Annotated in this window: 17 protein-coding genes and 1 tRNA gene; 12 read left to right on the forward strand and 6 right to left on the reverse strand. The window is 61.7% G+C overall.

The annotated features are described in order from the left end of the window. The first annotated feature begins 46 nt into the window (after positions 1-46). The 7 genes from GJA_RS28110 to GJA_RS02040 all read left to right on the forward strand — a co-directional run bounded on the left by GJA_RS28110 (position 47) and on the right by GJA_RS02040 (position 4,450). Positions 47-850 carry a tetratricopeptide repeat protein gene (locus tag GJA_RS28110; protein WP_479686739.1) on the forward strand — a complete coding sequence of 268 codons (804 nt, stop codon included), beginning with the start codon at positions 47-49 and terminating at the stop codon, positions 848-850. A 267-nt stretch (positions 851-1,117) separates the two neighbouring features. Next, entirely contained in the window at positions 1,118-2,077 is a 960-nt protein-coding gene (locus GJA_RS02015) for a CsgG/HfaB family protein (RefSeq protein ID WP_038488206.1), read from the forward strand. 5 nt (positions 2,078-2,082) lie between these two features. After that, complete coding sequence (locus tag GJA_RS02020) at positions 2,083-2,388, forward strand: hypothetical protein (RefSeq protein ID WP_038498399.1); 306 nt, start codon at positions 2,083-2,085, stop codon at positions 2,386-2,388. A gap of 14 nt (positions 2,389-2,402) precedes the next feature. Further along, positions 2,403-2,783: a DUF4810 domain-containing protein gene (locus GJA_RS02025; RefSeq protein WP_038488208.1), complete on the forward strand. Its 381-nt coding sequence runs from the start codon at positions 2,403-2,405 to the stop codon at positions 2,781-2,783. Beyond that, positions 2,780-3,442, forward strand: a complete 663-nt coding sequence (locus GJA_RS02030) for a DUF799 domain-containing protein (RefSeq protein ID WP_081905207.1) — start codon at positions 2,780-2,782, stop codon at positions 3,440-3,442. Before GJA_RS02025 ends, GJA_RS02030 begins: the two co-directional genes overlap by 4 nt. A 150-nt stretch (positions 3,443-3,592) precedes the next feature. Continuing rightward, positions 3,593-4,288 (forward strand): DUF4197 domain-containing protein, encoded by a 696-nt coding sequence (locus GJA_RS02035; RefSeq protein ID WP_038488214.1) that lies wholly within the window; start codon positions 3,593-3,595, stop codon positions 4,286-4,288. Between the two features lie 88 nt (positions 4,289-4,376). Further along, positions 4,377-4,450, forward strand: a tRNA-Gly gene (locus tag GJA_RS02040). A 6-nt stretch (positions 4,451-4,456) separates the two neighbouring features. On the opposite strand, the gene GJA_RS25940 is transcribed toward GJA_RS02040, so the two are convergent. Next, complete coding sequence (locus GJA_RS25940) at positions 4,457-5,440, reverse strand: NPP1 family protein (protein ID WP_081905208.1); 984 nt, start codon at positions 5,438-5,440, stop codon at positions 4,457-4,459. Between the two features lie 276 nt (positions 5,441-5,716). Between GJA_RS25940 and trmB the strand changes: the two genes are divergently transcribed. Beyond that, on the forward strand, positions 5,717-6,397 hold the full coding sequence (gene trmB, locus GJA_RS02050; RefSeq protein WP_038488217.1) for a tRNA (guanosine(46)-N7)-methyltransferase TrmB: 681 nt from the start codon (positions 5,717-5,719) through the stop codon (positions 6,395-6,397). 119 nt (positions 6,398-6,516) lie between these two features. On the opposite strand, the gene GJA_RS02055 is transcribed toward trmB, so the two are convergent. The 4 genes from GJA_RS02055 to GJA_RS02070 form a co-directional block, all read right to left on the reverse strand. Further along, the gene (locus tag GJA_RS02055) at positions 6,517-7,803 is read right to left on the reverse strand and encodes a Glu/Leu/Phe/Val family dehydrogenase (protein WP_038488219.1); all 1,287 of its coding nucleotides are present in this window, start codon (positions 7,801-7,803) and stop codon (positions 6,517-6,519) included. A gap of 147 nt (positions 7,804-7,950) precedes the next feature. After that, positions 7,951-8,904 (reverse strand): LysR family transcriptional regulator, encoded by a 954-nt coding sequence (locus tag GJA_RS02060; RefSeq protein WP_038488222.1) that lies wholly within the window; start codon positions 8,902-8,904, stop codon positions 7,951-7,953. 74 nt (positions 8,905-8,978) lie between these two features. Next, positions 8,979-10,181, reverse strand: coding sequence for a cation:dicarboxylate symporter family transporter (locus GJA_RS02065; RefSeq protein ID WP_038498402.1), 1,203 nt, complete (start codon positions 10,179-10,181; stop codon positions 8,979-8,981). Positions 10,182-10,213: 32 nt separating this feature from the next. After that, on the reverse strand, positions 10,214-11,137 hold the full coding sequence (locus GJA_RS02070) for a LysR family transcriptional regulator (RefSeq protein WP_038488225.1): 924 nt from the start codon (positions 11,135-11,137) through the stop codon (positions 10,214-10,216). 113 nt (positions 11,138-11,250) lie between these two features. Here GJA_RS02070 and GJA_RS02075 point away from each other — a divergent pair, with 113 nt between their 5' ends. Both GJA_RS02075 and GJA_RS02080 read left to right on the forward strand, forming a co-directional pair. After that, positions 11,251-12,543, forward strand: coding sequence for an alpha/beta fold hydrolase (locus GJA_RS02075; RefSeq protein WP_081905209.1), 1,293 nt, complete (start codon positions 11,251-11,253; stop codon positions 12,541-12,543). 99 nt (positions 12,544-12,642) lie between these two features. Next, positions 12,643-13,698: a porin gene (locus GJA_RS02080; protein WP_051780164.1), complete on the forward strand. Its 1,056-nt coding sequence runs from the start codon at positions 12,643-12,645 to the stop codon at positions 13,696-13,698. On the opposite strand, the gene GJA_RS02085 is transcribed toward GJA_RS02080, so the two are convergent. Continuing rightward, on the reverse strand, positions 13,695-14,585 hold the full coding sequence (locus tag GJA_RS02085) for a DMT family transporter (protein WP_038488232.1): 891 nt from the start codon (positions 14,583-14,585) through the stop codon (positions 13,695-13,697). The genes GJA_RS02080 and GJA_RS02085 overlap by 4 nt on opposite strands. Before the next feature lie 146 nt (positions 14,586-14,731). Here GJA_RS02085 and GJA_RS02090 point away from each other — a divergent pair, with 146 nt between their 5' ends. Then, positions 14,732-15,646 (forward strand): helix-turn-helix domain-containing protein, encoded by a 915-nt coding sequence (locus GJA_RS02090; protein WP_038498404.1) that lies wholly within the window; start codon positions 14,732-14,734, stop codon positions 15,644-15,646. A gap of 114 nt (positions 15,647-15,760) precedes the next feature. Beyond that, positions 15,761-15,928 (forward strand): hypothetical protein, encoded by a 168-nt coding sequence (locus GJA_RS28065; protein WP_156484106.1) that lies wholly within the window; start codon positions 15,761-15,763, stop codon positions 15,926-15,928. Positions 15,929-15,942 lie beyond the last annotated feature (14 nt).

Consider the following 15,942-nt stretch of genomic DNA (forward strand, 5'->3'; position numbering starts at 1 on the left):
CAGTTCGCAATTCAACCTCGGCCTGATTTTCGACAATGGCCAGGGCGTGCCGCGCGACGACGGCAAGGCGCAGGAATGGTATCGCAAGGCGGCCGGGCAAGGCCATGCGGCGGCCCAGCACAACCTGGGCCTGCACCATGAACACGGCAAAAGCACGCCGCAGGATTATGGGCTGGCGCTGGTCTGCTACCGCCAGGCCGCCGAACAGGGTTTCCCGACCGCGCAATACCAGCTCGGCCTGTTGCACGAAAACGGCCACGGCGTGCCGGCCGACCAGCAGGAAGCGATCTTCTGGTACCGCAAGGCGGCCGGCCAGGGCCATCTGCGGGCCCAGCTTGACCTCGGCCTGCGCTACGAAACCGGGCAGGGCGTGCCGCTGGATTTGCGGCTGGCGATGCACTGGTACCGGCGCGCGGCGGAACAGGATTATCCGGCCGCGCAATACCTGCTGGCGCTGCTGCACGACCTCGACGACGGCCCGGCGCCGGATGGCAGGCAGGCTGTCGAGTGGTACCGCAAGGCGGCCGGGCAGGGCCACGCGCTGGCGCAATTCGCGCTCGGCCTGCGCTACGACAATGGCCAGGATCTGGCCCAGGATTATGCGGCGGCGCTGGGCTGGTACGCGCAGGCCGCGCGCCAGGGCCATACGCGGGCGCGCTTCAACCTTGGCCTGATGTACGCCAGCGGACAAGGCGCGCCGCAAGACCCGGTGCAGGCATACCTGTGGCTGGTCATGGCCAGCCAGGACGGTATCGCGGACGCCGCCAAATTCCTCAAGCAGGCGGCGGCCCGCTTGACGCCGGACGAATTGGCGTTGGCGCAACAGCGGCTGGAATTGCTGCCAGCATAAATCTGTCATAAAAATGACCGCCGGTTTTTATCGCGCGCGTATTGTATCTATTCCTTTCATTTCCGATTTCCTTTGCAAAGCCTGATGTTTGGCTGATTAGGTACTGCGCACGATATTTTTGCCAGCGACTTTTAACATGATATTCATCTTAAAACGGCTTAAATGTAAAGATATTTTTGTAAGAATAAGTGCAAAAATAATAAATTATCTTGCTAATTTAAAAGTTATACTTGCCGACCCAATAAATTGCAAAGAGGAAATATTGTGATGCATCGTACAATCACCGGGGCGGCGTTGTTATTGGTATTGGGCGGCTGTGCCGTCGTCAATACCCCGCCACAATCGGTGGACGCACCGGTTTCGCGGGTTCAACAGCAGCAAGCGCAACAAGCGGTCGCGATACCTGAAGTAAAGTCTTTCAAGCGTAAAGTGGCAATTGGCCGTTTTACGAATGAAACACGTTATGGCCGTACCTTCCAGACCGACGCCAATGCCGATCCTTTGGGCAAACAAGCGTCCGACATGCTGGCAACCCGCTTGGTTGCATCGAATAAATTCCTGGTATTTGAGCGTCAGGACTTGAATAAGATCAAGGACGAGCAAAAAATCACCCAGCAATCCGATCTGATTGGCGTCGATGCGCTGATCCTGGGTTCGGTGACGGAATTCGGCCGCAGCACCAGCGGTAAAACCGGTTTCCTGAGCAATACCAAAATTCAAACCGCACGCGCCAAAGTCGAAATCCGTTTGGCCGATGCACGCACTGGTTTTGTGTTCTTTACCGCCTCCGGCGTTGGTGAAGCCAATACCGAGTCAGGCGAAGTCGCCGGCTTTGGCAGCAAGGCCGATTACGACAGCACCTTGAATGACCGCGCCATCGGCGCCGCCATTTCGGACGTGCAAAATGCGCTGATGTCGAAACTGGCTGAACGTCCATGGCGGACCGACATCCTGAAAATGGAAGACCAGCGCGTCTTCATTTCCGGCGGCAAGAGCCAGGGCATTAAGGTCGGCGATACGCTGGCGGTGATGCGCGAAGGTGAAAAAGTAAAAAGCGCCCAGACCGGTTTTGAAATCACCTTGCCTGGTACGACGGTAGCAACGCTGCGCGTGCAAAGCTTGTTTGGCGATGCTGAAAGCAATGAAGGCGCGGTTGGCGAATTGATTTCCGGATCGCTGCCGAAAAACCAGGGTTCTGCATTTTTTGTTACTGAAGTTAAAAACTGATGACCATGAAAAAACTGACTATCGCGCTGGCATTGCTGGCGTTGGCCGGCTGCGCCCTGCCTGTCACCCAAGTGAAAACCGGCGCTGTGCGGCCGACGCTGAAAGTACTTGGCGCCCCTCCGTATTCCAGCCTGTATGTCGACGGCTTGCTGATCGGCGACGCGACCATTTATAACGGCAGCCAGAAACAGGTGTTTGTCGAAGAAGGCGTCCATCAAGTCGAATTGAAGCTGGATGGACGCGTTTTATATACGGCCAAAGTATTTTCCAGCAATGGCGAAACCAGCACCGTCACTTATCAGGCCGAATAGGCCGAGGTTAAATAATGAAAATATCCTTACTGTTTGCCGCCATTGCCATGAGCTTGCTGAGCGGTTGTGCCACCGGACCTCAAAGCAAATATGACTGGGGCAATTACGAACAATCGGTGTATAGCTACTATAAAGAGCCGGCCAATATCGATGCATTCAGCACCTCGCTGAACAATGTTATCCAGGCGGCGGAATTGAACAAGCGTCCGGTGGCGCCTGGCGTGTATGCCGAATACGGCTATCTGTTGACCTTGCAGGGTAAAACCGAAGATGGCCTCGCATTCTTTGACAAGGAAAAAAAGCAATGGCCTGAATCGGCCGTTTTCATGGACACCATGAAAAAAGTTACCTTGGGAAGCGCTAAAAAAACTGCTGACGAAGGAGTCGCAAAATGATGAGAATCAAAAAAAGACTGATCGCATTGATCGGTGTGCTGGCCGTATTAAGCGGTTGTGCGGCTCAAAAACCAATCGAGAAAGCCGACTATAGCAAGTTGCGCGCCGCCAACCCGCACTCGGTGCTAGTGGTGCCGGTGGTCAGCCGTAGCGTCGATGTCGATGCGCCCGATTACTTCCTGTCGACCATTGCGCGTCCGCTGGCGGAACGCGGCTTTTACGTTTTCCCGATCAACCTGGTGAAACGGGTGATGGAAGATGACGGCCTGGGCGACGCCGACATGGTGCATGGCAGCGATACGCATAAACTGGCGTCAATGTTCGGCGCCGACAGCGTACTGTATGTCACCATCGAGCGCTGGGATTCGAAATACATGGTGTTGTCGACCGTGACCACGGTGGAGCTGACATATAGCCTGAAAAGCGGCAGCAGCGGTGAAGAATTGTGGAAAAAGACCGAGCATGTGGCGTACGACCCGAGCGCCAATTCGCAGAATGGTTTCCTGGGCAAGCTGATTGCCGCTGCGATTGAAAAAGCCAAGCCTAACTATCTGCCGTTGGCACAGCAAGCCAATAACAAGGCGATTTACCAGGCTGGTCAGGGTTTGCCGGCTGGACCGTACGACGCGCTGTATCAAAAAGACCAGGAACAATTCTGATCTTTTCCTGCCGGCGGCTCTTGGTGTATCAGACTTGGCGGCAGGTACTCATGGCGTTGGCGGCGCAGGCCGCGACGATAGCAAAAAGCTCTTGCATGATGCACCACTGTCTTGAGATGATTTCAGTATCATCTCAGACAAGGAAAAACCATGCCGCGCCCATCCCTCTCTTCTGCCACCGCGCTGATTTGCGCCATCGTTTGCACCCCGCTGGCGCTTGCCGGCACGTTGGACGCCATCAGCAACCAGGAAGCGTCTAGCGGTTTGAAAGCCGCATTGGACGCCGGCTCGGCCGCCGCGGTCGCCAAGCTCGGCGTCGAAAACGGCTTCCTGAACAACGACAAGGTCAAGATCAAGCTCCCGTCGATTCTCGAACAGGCGCGTCCGCTGCTGAAAATGACCGGCCGCGGCCAGCAGCTCGACGACCTGGTGGTGTCGATGAACCGCGCCGCCGAATCGGCGATCCCGCTGGCCAAGCCGCTGCTGGTCAACGCCGTCAAATCGATGAGCGTGACCGACGCGAAAAACATCCTGAGCGGCGGCGACACATCGGTGACCGACTTCTTCCGTCAAAAAACCGCGGCGCCGCTGGCCGTCAAATTCCTGCCGATCGTCAAATCGGTAACCGACCGCTCCGGCCTGGCAAGCCAATACAATGGCGTGGTCGGCCAGGTCGCCAAATCGGGACTGGTGCCGCAGCAGCAATCGACGGTCGAAGGCTACGTCACCGACCGCGCGCTGGACGGCTTGTACCTGATGATAGGCGAAGAAGAAAAAGCGATCCGCAAGGACCCGATTTCGTACGGCAGCAGCATCATCGGCAAGGTGTTCGGCAGCTTGAAATAAATTGCAGCGGGTACGGCGCCGGGATGCCGGCTCCGTATGGTTGGAAAGATTGCCAGTGGCTGGCAATCACGCGTAAAATGCAGGCCACGCGGGTGTAGCTCAATGGTAGAGCAGAAGCTTCCCAAGCTTACGACGAGGGTTCGATTCCCTTCACCCGCTCCAACCCGCCTACTCCCTGATCTGCTGATAATTCTGCGGATAATTCGCCTGAAATTCCCTGGCCCGGGTGGCCCATACGTCATCGAAGCTGAACGAGAAATTTTGCCAGAATGGATCGTTGCGCGGGATCGCGCTGTTGGCGTTATACAGAATCTCTCCGTCATTGCGCGTCTTGAAACTGGCGCTGCCGAAATTGGACCCTTCCAGTGTCAGCCGGTAGTTCCGGTTCGCTTGATAGCGGTTCCATTCATCGTTGTCCCATGACGCCAGCGCGCTGTAGTGGCTGACGATGTCCGGCGCATAAAATTCGCCCCAGTTGCCGAGGAATTCCACATGGGCCTTGTCCTGCGCATTGGCGTAGCGGAAGGCGTGGGTGCCGGCGCCGTCCTTGTGGTAGACCACCATCGGGTGTCCGGACTGGATCAGGATCTCGTTCAGGCGTCTGGTGGTGAATTTGCCGTGGGCGCTGACGCTGGTATGGGACGCAAAATCTCCCTGGCCGTTGATTTTCGCGGTCCAGACGATGACGGTTTCGACATCATGCCGGTGGCCGCCCAGGAAAGAAAATCCGACGGCCTGGTCTTTTTCGAAGTACAGCTCGTAAAAGTGCGCGCAGCGTTCGACCTTGTTCGAGCCTTCATCCGTCTCTTTGCAAAGTTGCCGGTGTATCGTGTTGGCGTATACGCCCCAATGGCTATACTGGCATGAGCCCGATAGCGAGGCAGTGGCATTTCTCCCGGGATTCTGGCGCAGATTCGCATTGCGGTCGAATGGCGTGGCCGGATAGCAGCCGTCCGAGTCGAAATCGAATACCGGATGGAAGTTCCGCACCTGTTTTTCATTGTATTTCGTGATCGCGGTATCCCATCTTGGCAGCTCGTCGGCGTGCACGGCGAATGCCTGCAGCGTCAGCACCGAGACCACGCCGGCGGCGGCAAGAGCTTTGAGGGACCGGGAAGAAGTGGAGTGTCCGAGGCTGAATGTATTGTTCATCGTATTTCCTTTTGGTAGAGGAGCGCTGCGGTCCGAAGTGACGTAAAAGCAGATGAAATAATTCTTTTGGATAATAGTGCCAAGCTGATACTACAGTATGTATATGACAATTTGTTGACAGTAGTAAACTTTTTAAGCGTGGCCGTGGCATGCCGGCCGGTGGCCGGGGGCTGGTATAATGACCCTTGCGCCGCCTAGGCTTTTTTCTCCTTTATCCTGTACGTTTGCCTTATTCCCATGTCTTCAGATACGCCACAAAACGGCCCAGCGCGGCCGATGATGTACGACCCTACCGAACACCGGATCCGCAGTTTCGTCACGCGCGCCGGCCGCCTGTCGGTGGCGCAGGCGCGCGCGCTCGATACGCTGGGGCCGCAATTCCTGCTGCCGTTCGCCAGGCAGCCGCTGGATGCCGCGCAGGCGTTCGGCCGCAGCGCACCGATGATCCTGGAAATCGGTTTCGGCATGGGCGCCACCACCGCGCATATCGCCAAGGCGATGCCGGAAAAGGATTTTATCGGCGTCGAAGTGCACACCCCCGGCGTCGGCAGCCTGCTGAAACTGATCGGTGAAGAGCAATTGACCAATCTGCGGCTGCTGCAGCACGACGCGGTGGAAGTGCTTACGCATATGATTCCGGCCAATTCGCTGGCCGGCATCCACGTATTCTTCCCCGATCCGTGGCACAAGGCGCGCCATAACAAGCGCCGTTTGATCCAGGCGCCGTTCGTCAAGCAACTGACCGATCGCCTGGCGCCGGGCGGCTACCTGCATTGCGCCACCGACTGGGAAGACTATGCCGTGCAGATGCTAGAAGTATTGAGCGCCGAGCCGCAGCTGCAAAACAGCGCCGAAGGCTACGCGCCGCAACCGGCCTACCGTCCGTTGACCAAGTTTGAAAACCGCGGCCTGAAACTGGGGCATGGCGTGTGGGACCTGGTGTTTATCAAAAAATAAGCAGGAAGTCAGCCCGTCGCCGCCCATAAAAAAATCCCGCTCACGATATGAAGTGAGCGGGATTTTTTTTGAGCAGCCCAATGACACCTGAAATGTCCTGGGCAAGTTCACTACAGGTATTAAGGGTACAAACCGCGCACTTCACGCGCCTGCAATACGCGCGTGCACGCCAGGATGAAGGTGGCGGTGCGCATCGATACTTTCTTTTCCTGCGCCACTTGCCATACCGCGTCGAACGCTTCGCGCATGATGCGGGTCAGGCGGCTGTTGATTTCCTCTTCGGTCCAGAAGAAGCTGGAGAAATTTTGCGCCCATTCGAAGTAGCTGACGGTCACGCCGCCGGCATTGGCCAGCACGTCCGGCACGATCAGCACGCCCTTGTCGGTCAGGATGTCGTCGGCGGCCGGCAGGGTCGGACCGTTGGCGCCTTCCAGGATGATCTTGGCGCGGATGGTGTGCGCGCGCTCGGCGGTGATTTGCTGTTCCAGCGCGGCCGGAATCAGGATGTCGCAATCGAGGCCCCAGAAATCGTCGCGCGGCAGGAAGGTCTCGGCGCCTGGGAAACCTTCGACGCTGCCCGCTTCGGCCACGTGGGCCAGCAAGCGTGGAATATCCAGGCCGCCGGCGTGCACCACGGTGGTCTTGTGGTCCTGCACCGCGACGATTTTCGCGCCGGCTTCGGCGAACATGCGCGCGGCCACGCCGCCGACGTTACCGAAACCCTGGATGATCACTTTGGCGCCTTCGATCGGCATGCCGATCCTGGCGGCCGCATCGCAGCCGACCACGTACACGCCGCGGCCGGTCGCATCGCGGCGGCCCAGGCTGCCGCCCAGCGAGATCGGCTTGCCGGTCACCACGCCGGTCGACATATTGCCGCCGATCATGGCGTAGCTATCCATCATCCACGCCATCACTTGTTCATTGGTGTTGACGTCCGGCGCCGGGATGTCCTTGTTCGGTCCGATGATCATGCTGATCTCGCTGGTGTAGCGGCGCGTCAGGCGCTGCAGTTCGTTGCGCGACAGGGTCTTCGGATCGACCCGGATGCCACCCTTGGCGCCGCCGTACGGCACGTTGACCGCCGCGTTCTTGACCGTCATCCAGGCCGACAGGGCCATCACTTCGGACAAGGTCACGTCCTGGTGGAAGCGCACGCCGCCCTTGCCCGGGCCGCGCGACAGATTGTGCTGCACGCGATAGCCTTCGTAGTGGGCGATGCTGCCGTCGTCGCGTTCGATCGGCACGTCGACCGTCAGGATGCGCTTCGGACGTTTCAGCGTTTCGACCCAGCGCGACAGGTTGCCCAGGTAAGGCGTGACGCGGTCGATCTGTTCGAGGTAGACGCCCCATGGACCGAGATCGTCCGGATTCAGATAGGAAGGCAATTCGTGTTGGCGTGTCATGCTTGATGCTCCTGACGATACGTTAAGGCGTCGCAACTCGTGGCGGCGCGCGGTGACCCGCATCGTAGGGCAGGAGAGAGGGTGGCGGCCAATGCTTTTGGCGCATCCGATGATGCATTTATTGCATAGTTTCTTGAGCCTGTATCGTTAGGGCTGGTTTTTCCTGGGTCTTTTTTTTGCCGATTGCGCCAGCGTCAGGTATTGCCACAGGCTTTCGACCAGCGGTTTGCCCGGCCGCAGCGGCGACGGCCGTTCGCGGTACAAGCGGATTTCCATCTCGATTTCCCAGTCCGGCGCGCCGCCGTCGGCGCGCGCCAGCAGCTTTTGCTTGACTTCGCGGGTCACCGCCGATTCGGGCAGGAAGGCGATGCCGCGGCCCTCCAGCGCCATCACTTTCAAACCCTCTGCCATGTCGGTTTCGTAGCAGGTGTCGAGGAACAGCGGCTGCTTGGCGTCGGCCACGATCAATTCCACCATGCGGCCCAGGTAGGCGTTGCTGGTGTACGATAAAAACGGCAACGGCGCCTTGACGCTGCCCGGCAGCGCAAAGTCGGGCGTCTTCACCTTGTCGCAGCGGGCATAGGCGCGTACTGCTTCGCGGCCCAGCACCAGCATGTCGTAGCGGCCCGGGTCGAGCTGCACCGGCTGGCGCGGATGGTGGTAGCACAGCAGCAGGTCGCAGCCGCCGTCGACCAGTTGCAGCACCGCGTCATGCACGTTGAGCGCCATCAGCCGGGTGTTGAGCGGCGCAAAACCCTGTTCCAGCGCGGTCAGCCATTTCGGCATGAAGGTCAGCGACAGCGTGTGCGGCACGGCGAAATCGACGCTGGCCTGGGTTGCCGTCCGCTTGCCGCGCAACAGCGCGCGCACGCCGTTGATCTGGCTCAGCATTTCCAGCGCCTGCTCGTAAAACACGGCGCCGGCCGGCGTCAGGCGGGTCGGGTATGAGGTGCGGTCGACCAGGTCGATGCCGAGCCAGTTTTCGAGCGACTGGATGCGCCGCGAAAAGGCCGGCTGGGTGACATGGCGCAGCGCCGCCGAGCGGCTGAAATTATTGGTTTCAGCGAGCGAAATGAAGTCTTCTAGCCATTTGGTTTCCATCGCGTGATGGTACGCGGCTTGCGGGTTAAAAGCAAAACCGCCAAAGCAAAACCGTCAAGGCAAAACCGGCATCGCTAGCGCGCCAGGCCGCAGCTGCGCAGCTTGGCGCGGTCCAGTTGCCGGTCCCACGCGGCGATGGCCAGGCAGGCCACGCCATTGCCGGCCAGGTTGGCCAGCGGCCGGCATTTCAGCAAGCGTTCGATGCCGACGATGAACAGCAGGCTGGAGACCGGGATTTCCGGCACCGCGGCCAGCGTCGCCGCCAGCGCGACAAAGGCCGAGCCGGCGACGCCGCTGGCGCCCTTGGAGGTGATCATCGCCAGCGCCATGATGGACAGCAGATGGGCCGTGCCGAGGCTGATGCCCTGCGCCTGCGCCAGGAACACCAGCGCCATGCCGAGATAGAGATTGCTGCCGTTCAGGTTGAAGGAGTAGCCGGCCGGTATCACCAGGCCGGTTACCTGCGCCGGGCAGCCCGCGCGGGCCATTTTTTCCATCAACGGCGCCATCGCCGTGATCGACGACGCGGTGCCGAACACGATCAATAATTCTTCCTTGATGTAGGCGATGAAGCGCAGCACCGAGAAGCCGCAGGCGCGGCCGATCGCACCGAGCACCAGCAGCACGAACAGCGCCGTCGCCAGGTACAGCGCGGCCATCAGTTTGAGCAGCGGCGCCACCGATACCAGGCCGTATTTGCCGACCGACCAGGCGACCGCGCCGAAGGCCGCCAGCGGCGCTGCCCTCAGCACGATCCTGAGCCCGGCCAGCAGCGCGCCGGCGGCCCGGTCGCACCAGCCGGCCGGCCGCCGGCCGCGTTCTCCCAGCAGCGCCAGCAGCATGCCCGCCGCCAGCGCCAGCATCAGCGCCAGCAGCAGCGGGCTGTGCATGAACGCGTCGCCGATGGCGGCGCCGATCGTCGGCGCCGCCATGGCGCCAGCCGGCGTGCCGGCATCGATATGGAAGCCGGCGCCGGGCCGCAGCAGCAGCGCCGCGACGATGCCGCTCATCAGCGACAAGAACGACAAGGCTTCGAAGTACAGCAGCGCCTTGATGCCGATGCGGCCCAGCTGTTTCAGCTTGCCGATGCCGGCGATGCCGCCGCTGACGGTAAAGAAAATCAGCGGCGCCACCATCAGCTTGATGACGCTGATGAAGACGGCGCCCAGCGGCTGCATGGCGAGCGCCAGCGCAGGCTTGCACAGGCCGAGCACGATGCCGCAGGCAATCGCCGCCAGGATCTGGCAGAACGGGCTGCGCAGCGCGCTCATGCTCATGTGCAATTTCACGCGCAGGTTCATGCGCAGTTTCATGGATTCGCGCCGGCCAGCACGCGCCGGGTCAAGTCCAGGAAGTGCCGCGCGGCGGGCGAAATGTCGTGTTCCCGGCTGGCCAGCGTCAGCGGCGCGCTCAGGCCGGGACCGGCGTCGGCGATTCGGCAATACACCACGCTGTCGGCATGAAAACCCTTCATCGACGCCGGCACCGCCGACACGCCGGCGCCGGCCGCGACCAGGCTGATATTGGTCAGCATGCGTTCGACTTCGATCACTTTCGACGGCGTGAAACCGGCCCGCAGACAGGCATCCATCAAGTTCGAATACATGCCCGGCGCACCATGCCGGCGCACCAGGATGAACGGTTCGTTTTTCAGCGCGGCCAGCGCCACGGTCGGCGCGCTGTTGCCGCGCCCGGGCGGCAGCGCGGCATGGCCGGCCGGCAGCACCAGCAGCATTTCCTCTTCCTGCAAATGGGCGAACAGCACGCCCGGCGGACGGCTGACCGGCAGCCGCAGGAAGGCCACGTTGAGTTTGCCGGCCGCCACCGCATCGCTCAGTTGCGCGGCGTTCGCTTCGCTGAAATCGAGGCTGACATCGGGCCATGCGGCGCGGTAGGCGCGCACGATTTTCGGGATCAGGGGATGCGCCGCGGCCGAGCTGGTGAAGCCGATCGACAGCTTGCCGGCCGCGCCGCGCGCCGCTTGCGCCGCCCTTGCCGCGCCTTGCTGCAAACCGTCGAGGATGGCGTGCGCCTCCTTCAGGAAGGCATGGCCGCCGGCGGTCAGTTCGGCGCCTTTCGGATGGCGCCGGAACAGCGCGAAACCCAGTTCGTTTTCCAGTGCGCGTATCTGCAGGCTCAGTGGCGGCTGCTGCATGCCGAGCCGTTCCGCCGCGCGCGTGAAGTGGCCTTCTTCGGCGACCACGACGAAGTAACGCAAGTGTCTCAGTTCCATCTTGTTTGTCTCTTATCTTGATACTTTTTTAGTATGGTACTCGATGAGTCAAGATATTTTACATTAGGTTTAAAACTCCCTACCATGTTTATCAAAGACTACAGGAGACCTGCATGAATCGTATTTTGAGTGCGCTGCTGTGCGCCGGCGGCTTGCTGGCCGCATCCGGCGCGATGGCGCAAACGGCGGCGTCCTGCCCGGCCGGACTGGACCCGGTCGCGCAGTGCTACAACGGCCAGGACGCCAACGGCGCCTTTTACTGGATCGCGATGCCGAAACAATGGAACCATACGCTGATCATGCACAGCCATGGCGGGCCGCGCCTGTCGGCCATCACGCAAGACAGCAATATCGAAGACCTGGAACGCTTTGCCGTCACGGTGCGCCAGGGCTATGCGTGGGCCGGCTCGACCTACCGCCGGCCCGGCTACGGCGTGCGGATGGCGGCCGAAGATACCGAAAACCTGCGCCGGATCTTTGTGGCGCGCTTCGGCCAGCCCGGGCGCAGCATCTTGCATGGCCAGTCGTGGGGCGGCAACGTCGCGGCCAGGGGCATCGAACTGTATGGCGCGCATTATGACGGGCTGGTGCTGACCAACGGCATGCTGGCCGGCGGCAGCCGCAACTATATGCACCGCGCCGATTTGCGCGCCGTCTACCAGTATTACTGCGCCAATCACCCGCGTCCGGACGAGCCGCAATACCCGCTGTGGACGGGCCTGCCGGCCGACTCGGCGATGAAGCCGCAGGAGCTGGCGGCGCGGGTCAACGAATGCACCGGCGTCGCCTTGCCGGCGGCCAGCCGCAGCGCGGCGCAACAGCGCAAGCTGGATGATATCCTGGGCGTGATCCGCATCCCCGAACGCACGCTGGTGTCGCACCTGAACTGGGCCACGTTCACCTTCCGCGACCTGACCCAGCGCGTGCTGGGCGGCCGCAATCCATTCTCGAACCGCGGCGTGGCCTATCACGGTTCGCATGACGATGCGGCGCTCAATCGGGGCGTGCCGCGCTTCGACGCCGACCCGCAAGCGGTGGCCGATCTGGCGCACGATTCCGACATGGACGGCAAGCTGAACGTGCCGGCCATCAGCCTGCATGCGATCGACGATCCGACCGCGCTGGTCGAGTATGAAACCGAGTATCGCAACCTGCTCAAACGGACTGGCCGCGACGCCAAGCTGGTGCAGGTGTTCAGCGACGAACACGATCACAGCAAGCTGGCCGACGCCGAATATGCGGCGGTGTTCGACACGCTGTCGGCCTGGCTGGACAGCGGCAGGAAACCGACCCCGGACAGTATCGCGGCGGCCTGTGTCAAACAGTCGCAACAGTTCGGCGGCGGCTGCCATATCAAGACGGACTTCGTTCCGGCGGCCTTGTCTTCGAGGGTCGAGCTACGTTAATCAACAGTTTTATCGCAGTACCATCAGCACCCATAAAGGACCGCCATCAAGGACCAGCAATAGGTCCATGGCGGTACCATAAAAACTACAGGAGACAACATGAAACATGCAATCATCGGCATCGCCCTGCTGGGCGGTTTGCCGGGCCTCGTGCTGGCCCAATCGAACGTCGATGTCTACGGTTCGATCGACGCCGGCCTGCGCAACAGGACCAATGTCAACCAGGCCGGCGACAGCCAGTTGACGATGGGCTCGAACGGCACTTTCCGTTCCAACCGGCTCGGCTTCAAGGGCACCGAAGACCTGGGCGGCGGCCTGAAGGCCAACTTCCTGCTGGAGTCGGGTTTTAATACCGCCACCGGCGCGCTGAACAACACCACCGGCACGCTGTTCCAGCGCGAAGCCCATATCGGCCTGGAGAGCGCGCTGGGCGCGATCGACCTGGGCCGCCAATACACGGTGGCCTATAAAACCATCGTCGCTTTCGATCCCTTCGTCTACCGCTATCCCAGCATCACCTACGTGCTGTCGTCGACCGCCGGCACGCGCCATAGCAACGACGTGCAATACACCGGCCGTTTCAATGACCTGACGCTGCGCGCCGAATATGCGCTGGGCGAAGTGGCCGGCGACAGCAGCAGCGGCAGCGCCAAGGCGGTCGGCGCCAACTACGTCAGCGGGCCGCTGAAGCTGGGCGCCTCGTACACCAGGTCGAAGGAAAACGTCGGCAGCACGGCCGCGCCGGTGTACATGGATTACGACCATGTCGCGGCCGGCGGCGCTTATACGGTCGGCGCGGTGACGCTGGCGCTTGGATATGTCGATGAAAAGCAGGCCACCATCGTCGCGCGCGACGACCGCGCGACATGGCGCTGGGCCGGCCTGACCTATCGGACCAGCGAGCGCTTCAGCGTGACCGGCGCGTGGTACGGCAACAAGGTACACAACCGCAAGGCCGGCGCCACCGTGGCGGCCGGCGACGGCAAGAAGGATTTGTACATGCTGGGCTTGCGCTACGACCTGTCGAAACGCACCGTGCTGTATGCCGAAATCGACCGCAACAAGTTCGACGGCGCGTTCGCCAGCGGCGGCACCACGCCGCTGAACCAGCGCGGCCAGACCGGCACCTCGGCCGGCATCATGCACATGTTTTAAGCGGTGCCGGCCGGCTTGCCGCGCTGCGGCAGGAAGGCCAGCACGTTGCCGAGCAAGACCAGGGCCAGGCCGGCGAATGCCGGTCCGGTCCAGACATAGCCCTCGAAGAAGGTCGAGACCGTCAGCGCCACCACCGGGAACAGCACGGTGGCATACGCGGCGCGGTCCGGGCCGATGCGGCCGAGCAGCAGCAGGTAGGCGGTAAAGCCGACCACCGAACCGGCGATCGCCAGGTACAGCAGGGCGCCGATGTAGCGGCCATCGGCCGGCAGCGCGAACGGCATGCCGAGCGCCAGCGCGCCGGCGCCGACGATGGTGGCGCCGATCAGCATGGCCCACGCATTGGTCAGCCACGGCGCCAGGCCGAGCGCCTGCATGCGGCTCGACAGCAGGCTGCCGCTGGAAAAGCACAGGGTGCCCAGCAGCGCCAGTCCCAGGCCCAGCAGCATGCCGCCATCGTGCCAGTGGCCGCGCATCTGCGGCAGCGACAGCAGGGCGATGCCGGCCAGTCCCAGCAGCGCTCCGGCCACTACCTGGCGGCGGATAGCGCGGCCCAGGAACAGGCGTCCATTGAGCGCATTCCAGATCGGCGCGGTCGAGAATATCACCGCCACCAGGCCGCTCGGCACCGATTTGCTGGCGTAATAAAAACACAGGAAATTGCAGCAAAACAGGCCGAAGCCTTGCGCCAGCAGATACGGCCAGGCGCGCCTGGGCGGCCACAAAGGCTGGCGGCGGGCCAGCAAGATCAGCATCAGCAGCGCCGACGCCAGCCAGAAGCGGTAGGCGATCGACACCGGCGCCGGCACCGCACCCAGCTGGAAGGTGATGGCGATCCAGGTGGTGCCCCATATCAGCACGGTGAGCAGGTAAAGGAAGACGTTCATATTGATCGGGTAGCTTGAAAAACCACAGCATCGCCGATGGCGCCGGCGCCGGATTGTCTGTGCTTGCTGTTTTTGGGGCCGCCGCCAGCGCCCGCTACACCGTCGTGTTAAGCTTTTTGATACCGATGATTACCTGTGATTGCACGATGTCCGTCCGACCCGTCCCCGCCGCCGACAGCCCGCCCGCCGCCGATATTGCGCACAAGGTATTCCATACCATGTCGCAAACCGAAGCGCGGCTGGAACGTTATGCTTTACTCGGCGACAATCTTGCAATGGCGATATGGGACCGCCGTACCGAACACTCGCACACCTCGTATATCCAGCCCGGCCACCATACGCTGTCGTTTTACCTGGGCGGCGGCTACGGCACCCAGCGCCGCGAGGAACCCGGCTCGCATGGCGCGCCGCAATTGCTGTGCGCCTTGCCCGACTGGCATGAATCGCGCTGGCTATTGCGGGGCAATGTGCGCATGCTGCACATCTATTTCCTGCCCGAGCATTTCACCCGGCGCGCGGTAGTCGAGCTGGACCGCGAACCGCGCGGACTGACGCTGGCCGACCGCACTTATTTCGAGCATCCGCGCATCGTCAGCCTGTGCCGCACGCTCAGTGACATGCCGTGGCATGGCCCGGATGCGGCATTGCGGGCCAATGAAGTCACGCATGAAACGTTGAGCGAATTATTACGTTCGCAGACCGTTCCGCAGCGCCAGGGGCGCCTGAACGGCGGCCTGGCGCCGGCGGTGCGGCGCCGCCTGGCCGAATTCATCGACGCTGAACTGGCGCGCAATCTGACGCTGGGGATGCTGGCGCAAGTGGCGTGCCTGTCCGAATTCCACCTGGCGCGCATGTTCCGGGTCTCGTTCGGCATGCCGCCGTCGGCCTGGATCGCGCAGCGCCGCATCGACCGCGCGCGCCATTTGCTGAAAACCACCGCCTTGCCGCTGCAGCAGGTCGCCGACGCCTGCGGCTACGCCGACGCCAGCCATTTCAGCCACCGCTTCCGCGCCGCCACCGGCGTGCCGGCCGGACATTACCGGAAATTGCTGCTGGCTTGACGGGGGCATCCGCGTAAAAACGTGCGCACGGTATTGTGCGTGTCATGTGTGTAACATATGATTGCGTATAAAATAACATCATTGGATGCGTTATTTTATTCATGTGGAGTGCATATGAAGACGATCGCCAGATCCCCATCGCCAGGGGGAACGATGCAGCGTACGCCGCGCAGCGGCTTGCATGACGCGACGGCGTTGCTGCCGCCACGGGTGCGCCAGGCCGCCGCCCGTTACCGCCGCGACGGCGCCACGCTGCAGGCGCTGCCGCGGCGGCGCGGCTGATTTGCCCGTATCAA

The sequence above is a fragment of the Janthinobacterium agaricidamnosum NBRC 102515 = DSM 9628 genome, from assembly GCF_000723165.1.
In the GTDB taxonomy this organism is placed as follows: Bacteria; Pseudomonadota; Gammaproteobacteria; order Burkholderiales; family Burkholderiaceae_D; genus Janthinobacterium; species Janthinobacterium agaricidamnosum.